The organism is Caballeronia udeis (assembly GCF_001544555.2).
Taxonomy (GTDB): domain Bacteria; phylum Pseudomonadota; class Gammaproteobacteria; order Burkholderiales; family Burkholderiaceae; genus Caballeronia; species Caballeronia udeis.
Map to the genome: position 1 here is coordinate 82,818 of NZ_FCOK02000033.1, position 11,832 is coordinate 94,649.

Genomic DNA, 11,832 nt, shown 5'->3' on the forward strand with positions numbered 1-11,832 from the left:
TTCCTCTCGCAAATCGTGATTTCCCTTGAGCACCGGCGGCGATTAGGATGGTCGGGACGGGATCGGTACCGCCTGGACATACCGGAAGCCGCGAGGGAGACACAGCATGGAACATCACGCCCGCACGCAGGACGAGCGGCTCGAGATCAAGACGACCACGTGCTACATGTGCGCTTGTCGCTGCGGTATTCGCGTGCATTTGCGCGAAGGCGAAGTGCGTTACATCGATGGCAACCCGGAGCATCCGCTCAACCAGGGCGTGATCTGCGCGAAGGGCGCATCCGGGATCATGAAGCAGTATTCTCCCGCCCGCCTCACGCAGCCGTTGATGCGCCGGGCGGACGCCGAGCGTGGCAGTGCGCAGTTTGAACCGGTGTCGTGGGAAGTCGCCTTCGATACGCTGGAAAAGCGCCTTGCCGGCATTCGCGCCACCGATCCCAAGAAGTTCGCGCTCTTTACCGGCCGCGACCAGATGCAGGCGTTGACAGGCCTCTTTGCCAAACAGTTCGGTACGCCTAACTATGCGGCGCATGGCGGCTTTTGTTCGGCGAACATGGCCGCCGGCATGATCTATACGATCGGCGGCTCGTTCTGGGAATTCGGCGGTCCCGATCTCGACAGCGCCAAGTTGTTTTTCATGATCGGCACGGCGGAAGATCATCATTCGAATCCTCTGAAGATCGCCCTCTCGAAGTTCAAGCGCGCGGGCGGACGCTTTATAGCAATCAATCCCATACGCACCGGTTACGCCGCCATTGCCGACGAATGGGTGCCGATCAAGCCCGGCACCGACGGCGCGCTGTTCATGGCGTTCCTCCACGAGCTGATCGCAGCCGACGCGTGGGACCACGAGTTCGTGCGCCGCTATACGAACGCGGCCGACCTCGTCGATCTCAACGAAGAGAGCGAGAACTTCGGCCTGTTCGTGAGCGACCCGGATACACCCGCGGGCAATCCGCTATTTCCGCAAAATCACGCATGGTGGGATGTCGAAGCGGCGCGCGCCGTGCCGCATCATTCGCCCGGCGTGACACCCGCGCTCGACGGCCGCTATACGCTCGAGGACGGCACGCCCGTTGCGCCATCGTTCACGCTGCTGCGCGAGCGCGTGGCGGATTGCACGCCCGAGTGGGCGGCCGGCGTCACCGGCATTCCCGCTGCCACCATTCGCCGTCTCGCGCAGGAGATGATCCAGACGAGCCGCGATCACCGGATCACGCTGCCCATTCGCTGGACCGACGCTTGGGGGCAGACGCACGAAACCGTTACCGGCAACCCGGTCGCTTTTCACGCCATGCGCGGGCTCGCAGCGCACTCCAACGGCTTCCAGTCGATCCGTGCGCTCGCGGTGCTGATGTCACTGCTTGGCACGATCGACAGGCCCGGGGGCTTTCGGCATAAATCGCCGTTTCCGCGCGCCGTGCCGCCATCGGCCAAGCCGCCGAACAGTCCGGCCGCCGTCAAGCCGAACACACCGCTCGCAACCGGGCCGCTGGGCTGGCCCGCGGCGCCGGAAGACCTGTTCATCGATGAAAACGGCGGCCCGGTTCGAATCGATAAAGCGTTCTCGTGGGAGTATCCGCTGGCCGTGCACGGCGTGATGCACAGCGTGATCACCAACGCGTGGCGAGGCGACCCGTACCCCATCGACACGCTGATGATCTTCATGGCCAACATGGCCTGGAACTCGTCGATGAATACGACGAAGGTGCGCGAGATGCTCGTCGACAAACACGCGAACGGGGACTACAAGATTCCGTTCATCGTGGTGTGCGACGCGTTCCAGTCGGAGATGACGGCGTTCGCCGACCTGATCCTGCCGGACACGACTTACCTTGAGCGCCACGACGCCATGTCGATGCTCGATCGCCCGATCTCCGAGTTCGACGGTCCGGTCGATTCAGTGCGCGTGCCCGTTGTGCCGCCCACCGGCGAGTGCAAGCCGTTCCAGGAAGTGCTGATCGAGCTTGCGTCACGGCTCAAGTTTCCGGCATTCACCACGGCTGAAGGCACGCGGCGCTTTCGTGACTATCCCGACTTCGTGGTCAATTTCACGACGACGCCCGATTCGGGTGTAGGTTTCCTGATTGGATGGCGTGGCAAGGAGGGGGATAAGGCGCTGGTGGGCGAGCCGAACCCGAAGCAGTGGGAGCAGTACGCAAAGAACAACTGCGTGTTCCATCACGTGTTACCGGAACACTTGCAGTACATGCGCAACTGCAATGGCCCGTATCTCGACTGGGCGGTGAAAAACGGCTTTCGCAAGTTCAGGGAACCCATCGTCATCCAGCTTTATTCCGATGTCATGCAGAAGTTTCGTCTCGCGGCGCAAGGGCGAACGAAAGGCAGGCAGCCTCCCGATCATTTACGCGAGCGTGTCGAAAAATACTTCGATCCGCTGCCGTTCTGGTACGCGCCGCTTGAAAGCAATTCGACCGATCTCGAGCGTTTCCCGCTCGCGGCCGTCACGCAGCGGCCCATGGCGATGTATCACTCATGGGACTCGCAGAATGCGTGGCTGCGGCAGATCCATGGCGAGAATTATCTCTACATGAACCCGTTGATGGCGGCCGAAAACGGCATTGCCGACGGCGGCTGGATTTACGTTGAATCGCAGTGGGGACGCGTGCGCTGCATGGCGCGTTTCAGCGAAACGGTGGAGCCGGGAACGGTATGGACCTGGAATGCAATCGGCAAGGCGTCGGGCGCATGGAACCTCGGCGCCAAAGCGAACGAATCGCAACGTGGCTTCCTGCTCAATCACCTGATCACCGATGAACTGCCCGGCACGGACGAAGCGCCCGGGCGTCTCTCGAACTCGGACCCGGTGACAGGGCAGGCTGCGTGGTATGACGTGCGCGTGCGGATCTATCCGGCGGAGGCCGACGCGCAGCACACGCTGCCGCAGTTCGACGCCATGGGTTCACTGCCGGGTTCGAACGGGGTGATATCGCGGATCGTGCAGACCTACTTCGCCGGGCGAGGCGAGTTTGCGGCACGACTGCGCGGTGCGGTAGGGCGCAAGTAGCGACTACGGGAAGCGACTACAGGAAGCGAGGGGGTTTGCAATGACTCAGATGGCGCTGGTGATCGACCTGAACGTGTGCGTGGGATGCCATGCCTGCGTGACGAGTTGCAAGGAGTGGAATACATCGGGTGAGTCGGGCAGTCTTGCCGACCTGAATCCCTACGACGCCGATCCGTCAGGCACGTTCTTCAATCGTGTCCAGAGTTTCGAAGCGGGCAGTTATCCGAACGCGGAGACCATCCATTTCCCCAAGTCGTGCCTGCACTGCGAGGACCCGCCGTGCGTGCCGGTGTGTCCAACCGGTGCGAGCTATAAGCGCAAGGAAGACGGGCTCGTGCTGGTGGACTTCGATAAATGCATCGGCTGCAAATACTGCTCGTGGGCGTGCCCGTACGGTGCACGCGAACTGGACGAAGAGCGCAAGGAGATGACGAAGTGCACCTTGTGCGTGGATCGTATCCATGATGAAAACCTCTCCGACCGGGACCGGCAACCGGCATGCGTGCTCGCGTGCCCGACTTCCGCGCGATTGTTCGGGGACATTCACGACCCCGAGTCCGTGGTGTCGAAGGCGATCAAGGAGCGCGGCGGTTATCAGTTGATGCCCGAATGGGACACGAAGCCCGCGAATCATTATTTGCCGCGCAAGATGACGTCGGCTTCGGGTTGCGGGGAAGGCACATGCTCGTGCAAGACGGCTTCGGCCGAGCCCACTCCGCAGACGCTGGACGCGCAACTCGAGCGTGGGCAATTGCATCTTGCGTCGGTCGCAACGCGAATCTAAAGGATTCCATAATGAACCCCGCTTTCTCGGTTGTTTTTCTCACTACACTAAGCGGCGCGGCGCAGGGCCTGCTGATCGCGCTGGTCGGCGTGGAGACGGCTGCGTATCTCGGCCTTGTTGCAACGCCGCCGACTGCGTTCTACGTCACGGGTGCAGCGCTGTCGGTGGTGCTTGGCGGGCTCGGACTTATCGCCTCGTTCTTCCATCTCGGGCACCCCGAACGCGCGTGGCGGGCAGTCGCCATGTGGCGAACCTCGTGGTTATCGCGTGAATGCCTGTGTTTGCCGGCGTTTCTTGCGTGCGCGTTTCTCTACGGCGTCGCACACTGGTTCGGCTCGCCATGGTCGCTCGCATTGGGGGCGCTCGGCGTGCTCGCGAGCGCCGCGCTCTTCGTCTGCTCGGCCATGATCTACGCATGCCTGCGCTTTCTCCAGGAGTGGGCCACGCCCCTCACGCTGGCCAACTTCGTGCTGCTTGGCTGTGCATCCGGGTTCACGCTGGTCACTGCATTGAGCGCGTGGTTCGCACCTGCAATGACTGCGGGGCTTGCCGCCTGCGCGTGTGCGCTGACGCTTGCCGGTTGCGCGAGCCGGTCGGCATCGCTCGTACGTAATGCCCGACTGCGGCCGAAGTCCACCGTGCAGAGTGCCACCGGTATCAAGAACGCGAAGGTCGTGCAGGTATCGCGCGGTTTCACGGCCGGCGCATTCAATTTGCGCGAGTTCTTTCACGGCAAATCGGCGGGCACGCTGCGCGGGATCAAGTGGGGATTTCTCGTGACGGCTTTCGTGGCGCCCGTGGTACTGCTGGCCTTGGGCGCAGGCGTGCATTCGATTGGTGTCTCGGTCGCGTTGCTAGCCGCGGCGTGTCTTGTGCAGTACGCGGGCCTCGTTGCAGAACGCTGGTTCTTCTTCGCCGAGGCGAAGCATCCGCAGAACCTGTATTACGCGCGAGTCGGATGACGCTTGGCTTGAGGTGGCGACGCGGTCGTCACTTCTCGCACCAATTCAATACCACGCATGACGAAGGTTCGGCAGGGCGTCGAACCGACCGGTCATTCTGCGCACTCAAATACACGCGTGAAATATTAAGTAAGGCCTTGAGAAGGTCGGCTCCTGTTCGAAGGGTTCACTTGTCCGAAAACCAGGATCATCGGTTTGACGAACAACGCAACTTCAACGATGGATCAACGGGGGCAGGTATGACAAGGTCAGGCAAATTGAAATCGAAACTGTTCAACGTGAGGCGCGCTGCCGGCACCGCGACGCTGGCGTTACTGATGCTGGGCGGCGGTTTTTCCGGCTCCGCGCAGGCCGCGAGTTTCCATTGCGGCAAGAAGGTCTCCAGCTCGGAAAAGCTCGTTTGCGACGATCCCGAACTGTCGTCGCTCGACGACAAGCTGGCGATCTCCTACAAGCGTGCAAAAGACGTTACGCCCGACACAGAGGCTTTTGAGGACGACCATATCAAGCAGTGGCAGTGGCGTCAGCACAATTGCAAGGACAAGACCTGCGTGGTCAACTGGTACAACCGTCGCATCAGCGAGCTCGATGCGGACTTCGATCAGGGAACCGCAAACCAAGTCACCGTGCTCAAGGCCAGCCTTGCTGAGCAAAACCTGGCGCCTCCGGCGCAAGCAGCCGTGTTGAGGATGAAAGGCGACGCAGGTTCCCTGTCGATGCAATAACTTGGGGTCCTGCCCGATTTGACGAGACGGGAGTTGACGCAAGACTCCCGGAGCGGGCAGTGGCTATCCTAAGTCCACAATGGCTGCCTTCAGGCCAATCTTGCCGGGGCAAAACCAACGAACCCCTGGTTGTGCCCGGCAAGGCCTCCATCATTCCAGTACTTCAGGCATGCCGCCGGGCTTCGCCGGCGCCATGCCTGCTTGTCCACTCACTTTGCGTGTGGCTGTTCAAATGGGGACCGCGGCAGGGGTTCGCCGTCAATGAACGCCGTGGCGCTGCGCACGGCAAACTCGAAGGCGCAGTCACGATTGGCGAACTGTCCAAGATTGCCGAGAGAGGTTGCTTCGCCATCCTCCTCAAGGATGGAAACGCGCGCCAGGAACGTGTTGCCCAGCCTTGTTACCGACGGTTGAATAGCCGCGCCATGATGATAAAAGACCATCGCATCTCCTTTCATTGATTGCCGAGCTTCAATAACTGTAGCGCCGCTATTCGTCCAATCAAAATTATTATTTTTCTGTGCACGGCACATAATTAAAACCAGAACCCTGCGCTTGGACAAGCGGCATTGTGTCCCCATTCGCCACATGCAACATATGAGCGTGCTGAAGGCGGATATATGGAAGTTCAGCGCCGCTGGAGAACATGAAAGCGTTCGAACGGGGAGCCTTATGAAGCTACCCGTATCTGGCGACCATTATGTGACGCGAGTGCGTTTGCGCTAACGTAAGCGTGGGGTCGCGAACGCTCGTTCGCAGTGAGCCGGGCGGTCGCGCCAGGAAGATGGATCGCGGCGGAATTCAGCGCGCATCACGCGGTCGTAAGAGCAGTGTAGAGAGCTTAGGCTTGTTGATAAGCGGCCCTTCGTTTGTCGCGGCGCATCGCAGCGTGTTTGACATCATTATGCTGGAGAATGAGGGTGCGACCGCAAGGGGTGTCCTGGTTATATCGAGCGCCAGGCTGTCTTGCGTCGCACACGCACAGATGCATTAAGGACCATCCAACCGCATGCTTATTTTTCGGCCTCCCAGCTTTCAAATCGCAATGAACGACCCGATTGCACTGTCGGCGCGACATGACTCGTCAATGTCGGATCCCGGTGCTCAGCGGCGATTACCCGGGCGGTGCTCGTGACCCGCACCCACGCACGTAACGTTGCGACCCTGCTTGCTTTGCTTGGGGTCGGTCTCTCGATGGGTGTGCCTTTTATATTAGGCTCCCACGACCTGTTGGCCGGCCTTCGCACCGTCCCCGCAGAAGTATTCCTCGTGCTGGCCGCAAGCGCCGCTGTCAGCGCGCTGGCGAAGGCCGGCAAGCTGCAGCTGATGCAAACCACGCTTGGCTTGCGCGTTCCTTTCATGCGCACGTTTGCGATTACCCTCGTGACTGATTTCGCGTTCCTCGCGTCGCCGCTGGGAGCCGCCGGTTATGGGGTCAATATCGCTTTGCTGCAGCGCGCCGGAGCGTCGTGGGCGATCGCCACCACCGTGGTCGGCGCGGATCAGGCACTCGACCTGACATTCTTCGCGGTTGCGGTGCCGATCGCGCTTCTGTTCTCAGTTGGCCCGCTGGCGCATCTGCTCCCAACAGTCAGCTTGTCCACGGTCGCCATGACATTGGCGGTTGTCGCGATCCTGATCGGTGTGCTCTGGATGTGCCGCCGTTATGTCGCCCGGGCGCTGGACGCGGCAGGCCATCTTGTCCCGTGGCTCAGGGCCAGACGTTCGAGGTGGGACCGGTTTCGCCAGAGCGTGCGCCAGCAATGGCAGCTCCTGATAACAGGGCCGCGCGACCGGTTCGCCGGATTGTTGCTGCTGACTACGCTGCAATGGCTGCTTCGTTATAGCGCGCTGTGGTTTGTCCTGCTGGAGCTGGGTTACCGTTTGCCGCTCGGATTTGTCCTGGCAGTGCAGGCAGTGGTGTTGCATGCGGCGCTCTGGACCGGTGTGCCCGCAGGCGGGGGCGGCGGCGATCTGGCGCTGGTAGCCGCGTTCGCAGCCTGGGTTCCACGGGCGGCCATGGCGACAGCCCTGGTCCTGTGGCGCTTCGCAACGCTCTATTGCCCGCTGATGCTGGGCGCTGCCGGCTTCGTTGCGCTGGCGTGGCGCCGCCGTCCGGCCACGCCTACGCCGGCTCCTGACTGCGCTTCGGAGTGACGCTTCAGAGCCAGCTCAAACCGCGTTGTCGCGCGGGCTCCTGATGCGTACGAAAAACGGCGCATGACCGGCATGATCGACTCTTAACGAAAAGAGATGACATGTCTGTGACAGGAGCGCGAGTGGATAAGAGACTTTCAACAAGTCCGCAATCATGCGCCATTCCGCGCGGATGCCAGCCCAGTAGCCGAGTTTTTCGGTCTTGCGCGCCTGCGTTACCTTCGGCCAGTGGGTGACGGCAATGGAGAGCCGTCGTTCGATGATCAGGCGATTCATGAACACCTCGATGCCAAAGCGCGGCAAGCGGTGAATTTCCTTGAGCGCCTCGCTCAGCAACTCTTTCCTGACCACGCGCTCGCCCGACACGAAATCCAGGCCGATCGCGCGAAACAGCAGCAGGCTGTTCTGCCGCAGGCTCAGGCTGACGTCCGCGGCGCCGCTCAGGACGGGCGCCGCGAGCGCGGCAATGTGTTCGCTTGCGAGCCCCTTGAGGTCCGCATCGAGCAACATGAGCAACTCGTTCTGGGCAGCGGCGATCCCCACGGCCATCGCAGCGCTTTTACCACGGTTCACCGGACACGTAATCAGCCTGACAGAGGGGAAGCGCCTGACGATGTCAGCGGTGCCGTCGGTCGAGCCATCGTCGACCACGACAACCTCGGCCAGCAGCGGATGAGCGGTCGCAACGGCCAGCACCGCGCCGATCCGCGGGGCTTCGTTGAATGCACAAATGATGCATGAAACACGGTGGCGATTTGACGATATGGAAAGGGCGGTCATGCGGGAAGGCAGAGGAGCAATTGGAGAAAGCGGCCTTCAGGCGCCGCAGCGCGCCGGTATTGAGCGCGCTTTGCGTGTCTGGCATCCTACTCCATCGAGCGGTCAAGTGACGTTCCGACCCGAAGAAATCGAGGTGAGGCGCCGGCTTCCGTGTTGACCGCATCGGCTGGCAAACGTTCTCGAATTGAACGCTCGAACGGTGGCCGATGTACCGGTTGCTGGCGTGATCCGCGAGCGCCCGGACGCAGGCGTCGCTATTCGCACGCCGGATGTACGCTTGAGCCGTTAGCGACTTCGGTCTCGAGATAGCCCCGGCCCATCTCCTTGGCAAAGCGCCCCGGATTGCCTTCCCAGATCAGGCGGGCGTGCTCGAGTACGTAGACGCGGTCAGCGTGCGGCAACGCAAAGGTGACATTCTGCTCGCCCAGCAGCACGGTGATGGGCGTGGTCTGTTGCAAGCTTTCCAAAGCCTTCGAGAGTTGTTCAGGATCACCGGTGCCAGCATGTTTCTCAACAATGGATATATATTTCGTAATCCTTTTTATTAAATGAACTCCATCAAAGGATGATTGAACCCCGAACGTCCCCTGACACGCAGTGACCCATCGGAGCCTGGGCCGGCTTTGTCTATCGACTACATGCACGTGCGCTACTCGGCGATCTCTCTTTCTTATCAGTTACGCGCGGCGTTGGCCGGCGGTCTGACGCCGTTGATCGGAACGGTGCTGGTGCATCAGTACGCAGGGCAATGGTAGCCGCTCGCCGCTTTTTACAGCGTCCTTGCAGCCATTACGCTGGTTTGCATCACCCGGTTGGCGGGGCGGCGAATGACCGGATTGCCCTCGATGGATCGTGCGTTTGTCGAGCCGCAGTCGTGAAACCAGTGCTTACTACAGCCGTGCAGCACGGCGGCTGGCCCGCTTGAGCGGCGCGTGACTCAATGTTTCCCGTAGATATCGCTGTCGTTCGCGAATATTTGCGGTGCGCGCCGGAACCTGCGTTTTTCGGGCGCGGGCCGATGCGTCACGATTGAAGGATCGCCCCGTTGGTTGACCTTGACGGCGGTGGCCTGGGTTGCGCCCGTCTGAGAGACAGCGCGCAGAAGCATTCCGCGTGCTTCGGAGTCGGATACGTCACTCGCCAATGCATCGCCTGCCGATCGCAAAACACACGGCACGTCGCCCGCTTTCTCGCAGGCTCGTGCAAGGCCCAGGGCCGAATCCCTGGCGTGCTCGCGCTGGACCAGTTCGTCGGTGATGCGCCGGACATCGGCGCGTTGATCTTCTCCTGGCGGAAGCATTGCCAGTTGCTGCCGGGCCGCGTTCAGCTCACCCCGCACCATGGCTGAACGCATGGCGTCGATGGTTCCCATTACATCGATGGACGCGTTCTTCGTACCGGCTGGCACACTAATGATGCCCGGCGGCGCTGCTTCAGGAAGGCTGTTATCCGCAAGCGGTGCGGTTGCGGGCTTCGCTTGCTGGTTGACATGCTCCATGCCGTTATAAAGGTACGACGCGCCCGTAACCAGTGCGATCAAGGCGATCAGGGCGGCCCCGGCAAGTTTGAAGTACCGGCCCGACTGGCTTTTCGCCACGGAAGTCGAGGTTTCCGGTTCAGCCACGCTCGGATAGGGCGAATCCACCGGAGCCCGCTTTTCATAGAACCGGTCGGGGAACATTTCTTTCGGTGTTGCTTCGGGCAAGGGCATCTCGGCGGCGCTCACGGCAGCGAGGTTCGCCCTGCATCGCGGACATGCCGCGTCAGACGATGCCAGCGGGTTGCCGCATACCGGGCAATCACCGGCGGTGTTTTGGCTATCTACGTTTAAGTCGGTCATCAAAGGCTTGGGAAGGCATTACGCGAGTCACGGTATTTTCTTACTGCTCTGCAGCAATTGGCGATAGCCGGGTGTATCCGGAACGCCCCATCTGGATTAATCGGCGGCTCCGTGCGTATTTTCGCTCTAAAACGTTACTTTAGCGCGGCATGTCCGTGACCGAGATCGCGGGTCGCTTAATCGGCTAGCGAATTTGCAGTTTCTAACGGTTCTTGATCGTCAGGCCGGCAGTTTCCTGGGACTCGCCCGAGCGTGCTATCCGGATAGCAGGACCTTTGGATAATGCGCTAAAGTACGCGATACGAGAATTGATCAAAGAGCCGGGCATGGCAAAAAACGCGAGCGTTGCGGGGAAGGAGGCAACCACGCCCAGGTTCTGGCGTGACGAAACGCTGCCGTTTCTCGAGGCTCGTTCCATTCAGGATGGTCGTCAGGTTTGCTACGCCAAACACGCGCATGAGACGTTTTCGATCGGTGCAATTACTGGCGGCCACTGTACTTATCTCAACGGGAAGGTGCAGGAGCGGGTGGATGCTGGTGCGGTTGTAGTCATCAACCCGGAAGATGTCCACGCCTGCAATCCGATCGACAATCAGCCATGGTCGTACCACATGCTCTATGTGGGCGTTCCCTGGCTGATCAACCTGCAGCATGAGCTGGGCGCGAGCCAGGGTCTCGATTTCCGCGCGTTTTCAACTACCGTGACCACTCGGCCCGAGCTGTACGCAGGATTGAATCGGCTCTATGACCTGCTCACGAACGAGCAGGCTGATCCTCTGCAAAAGCACAGCGCAGCACTTACGTTTTTTACAGATGTGCAGTGCACATTAAACCCGGCACCTGCCACGGCCCGGGACGCTCATCACAAGCTCGCGCGCGCGGCGCAGTACATCAGGGAAAACTGCACGCGTTCGCTCAAGCTGGACGACATTTGTTCCGCAGCTGAGCTCTCCGCCTCATATCTGATCCGCTCGTTCCAAAGTCACTATGGCATGACGCCTCACGCTTACCTGATCAACCGCCGCATTGAATATAGCCGGGCGCAATTGAGGCGCGGACGTTCGATTGCCGACGTTGCGCTCGACGCGGGATTCTCCGATCAGGCGCATCTGCAACGCGCCTTCAGGCAGTTCGTGGCCGCTACCCCTGGGCAATATCGCGGGTGAGCGCAAACGGTGACCGGTAGCAGCGGTCTATGCTTCGAGCAGGTAGATCGCGCTACCTGCAAGCAACAGTGCCATCAGCCGATTGAATAACCGCACACGCTTCGGGTCGCGCAAGTATTGGCGCAGGAATGATCCCGCATACGCCCAGCATGCAATCGATCCGTAGCAAATCACAAAGTACACCGCCGTAAATTTCCAGACCAGCACGCGGTCGCCGTCGGCCGCGTAGGCTCCCATACCTGCGAGGGACGCGAGCCACGCTTTCGGATTAATTCCATTTCTAATTCAATAGTGTAATAATAAGCACACCTTCCATGTAGAGGTGCGCGCGATGGTTCGTCAAGCGACAGGCGGTGAGGTTCTTGAACGTGCAAAGAAACTCATTGTCGA

At 60.6% G+C, this 11,832-nt stretch carries 9 protein-coding genes and 3 pseudogenes; 7 read left to right on the plus strand and 5 right to left on the minus strand.

Annotation, left to right across the window (positions count from 1 at the left end; translation table 11 throughout):
• Positions 1-106 precede the first annotated feature (106 nt).
• From AWB69_RS22740 to AWB69_RS49530, 4 genes are read left to right on the plus strand one after another with little or no spacing between them, the layout of a single operon-like run.
• Positions 107-3,028 carry a molybdopterin-dependent oxidoreductase gene (locus AWB69_RS22740; protein WP_062088964.1) on the plus strand — a complete coding sequence of 974 codons (2,922 nt, stop codon included), beginning with the start codon at positions 107-109 and terminating at the stop codon, positions 3,026-3,028.
• 40 nt (positions 3,029-3,068) lie between these two features.
• Positions 3,069-3,812 (plus strand): 4Fe-4S dicluster domain-containing protein, encoded by a 744-nt coding sequence (locus AWB69_RS22745; protein ID WP_062088966.1) that lies wholly within the window; start codon positions 3,069-3,071, stop codon positions 3,810-3,812.
• A gap of 11 nt (positions 3,813-3,823) precedes the next feature.
• Complete coding sequence (locus tag AWB69_RS22750) at positions 3,824-4,774, plus strand: dimethyl sulfoxide reductase anchor subunit family protein (RefSeq protein ID WP_062088968.1); 951 nt, start codon at positions 3,824-3,826, stop codon at positions 4,772-4,774.
• Positions 4,771-5,499 carry a lysozyme inhibitor LprI family protein gene (locus AWB69_RS49530; RefSeq protein WP_231937199.1) on the plus strand — a complete coding sequence of 243 codons (729 nt, stop codon included), beginning with the start codon at positions 4,771-4,773 and terminating at the stop codon, positions 5,497-5,499. Before AWB69_RS22750 ends, AWB69_RS49530 begins: the two co-directional genes overlap by 4 nt.
• A gap of 209 nt (positions 5,500-5,708) precedes the next feature.
• On the opposite strand, the gene AWB69_RS22760 is transcribed toward AWB69_RS49530, so the two are convergent.
• On the minus strand, positions 5,709-5,942 hold the full coding sequence (locus tag AWB69_RS22760) for a hypothetical protein (RefSeq protein ID WP_062088972.1): 234 nt from the start codon (positions 5,940-5,942) through the stop codon (positions 5,709-5,711).
• 688 nt (positions 5,943-6,630) lie between these two features.
• Between AWB69_RS22760 and AWB69_RS22770 the strand changes: the two genes are divergently transcribed.
• Positions 6,631-7,656, plus strand: coding sequence for a lysylphosphatidylglycerol synthase transmembrane domain-containing protein (locus AWB69_RS22770; protein WP_156528938.1), 1,026 nt, complete (start codon positions 6,631-6,633; stop codon positions 7,654-7,656).
• Positions 7,657-7,671: 15 nt separating this feature from the next.
• Here AWB69_RS22770 and AWB69_RS22775 read toward each other — a convergent pair whose 3' ends face one another.
• Together AWB69_RS22775 and AWB69_RS22780 are read right to left on the minus strand one after the other, a co-directional pair.
• Complete coding sequence (locus AWB69_RS22775) at positions 7,672-8,436, minus strand: glycosyltransferase family 2 protein (protein WP_063977879.1); 765 nt, start codon at positions 8,434-8,436, stop codon at positions 7,672-7,674.
• A gap of 254 nt (positions 8,437-8,690) precedes the next feature.
• Positions 8,691-8,921, minus strand: a pseudogene (locus AWB69_RS22780) (ATP-binding cassette domain-containing protein); the annotation flags it as partial.
• Between the two features lie 156 nt (positions 8,922-9,077).
• Here AWB69_RS22780 and AWB69_RS50820 point away from each other — a divergent pair.
• Positions 9,078-9,314, plus strand: a pseudogene (locus AWB69_RS50820) (MFS transporter); the annotation flags it as partial.
• 59 nt (positions 9,315-9,373) lie between these two features.
• On the opposite strand, the gene AWB69_RS22785 reads toward AWB69_RS50820, so the two are convergent.
• Positions 9,374-10,276 carry a hypothetical protein gene (locus AWB69_RS22785; protein WP_156528939.1) on the minus strand — a complete coding sequence of 301 codons (903 nt, stop codon included), beginning with the start codon at positions 10,274-10,276 and terminating at the stop codon, positions 9,374-9,376.
• Between the two features lie 326 nt (positions 10,277-10,602).
• Between AWB69_RS22785 and AWB69_RS22790 the strand changes: the two genes are divergently transcribed.
• On the plus strand, positions 10,603-11,442 hold the full coding sequence (locus AWB69_RS22790; RefSeq protein WP_062088982.1) for an AraC family transcriptional regulator: 840 nt from the start codon (positions 10,603-10,605) through the stop codon (positions 11,440-11,442).
• Between the two features lie 27 nt (positions 11,443-11,469).
• Here the strand turns inward: AWB69_RS22790 and AWB69_RS22795 are convergent.
• A pseudogene (locus AWB69_RS22795) lies at positions 11,470-11,715 on the minus strand (LysE family translocator); the annotation flags it as partial.
• Between the last annotated feature and the right edge of the window lie 117 nt (positions 11,716-11,832).

Bases quoted from the DNA above. Each gene is read 5' to 3' on its own strand.
- AWB69_RS22740 (WP_062088964.1), top strand. From the start codon at position 107: ATGGAACATCACGCCCGCACGCAGGACGAGCGGCTCGAGATCAAGACG.
- AWB69_RS22745 (WP_062088966.1), top strand. From the start codon at position 3,069: ATGACTCAGATGGCGCTGGTGATCGACCTGAACGTGTGCGTGGGATGC.
- AWB69_RS22750 (WP_062088968.1), top strand. From the start codon at position 3,824: ATGAACCCCGCTTTCTCGGTTGTTTTTCTCACTACACTAAGCGGCGCG.
- AWB69_RS49530 (WP_231937199.1), top strand. From the start codon at position 4,771: ATGACGCTTGGCTTGAGGTGGCGACGCGGTCGTCACTTCTCGCACCAA.
- AWB69_RS22760 (WP_062088972.1), bottom strand. From the start codon at position 5,942: ATGGTCTTTTATCATCATGGCGCGGCTATTCAACCGTCGGTAACAAGG.
- AWB69_RS22775 (WP_063977879.1), bottom strand. From the start codon at position 8,436: ATGACCGCCCTTTCCATATCGTCAAATCGCCACCGTGTTTCATGCATC.
- AWB69_RS22785 (WP_156528939.1), bottom strand. From the start codon at position 10,276: ATGACCGACTTAAACGTAGATAGCCAAAACACCGCCGGTGATTGCCCG.
- AWB69_RS22790 (WP_062088982.1), top strand. From the start codon at position 10,603: ATGGCAAAAAACGCGAGCGTTGCGGGGAAGGAGGCAACCACGCCCAGG.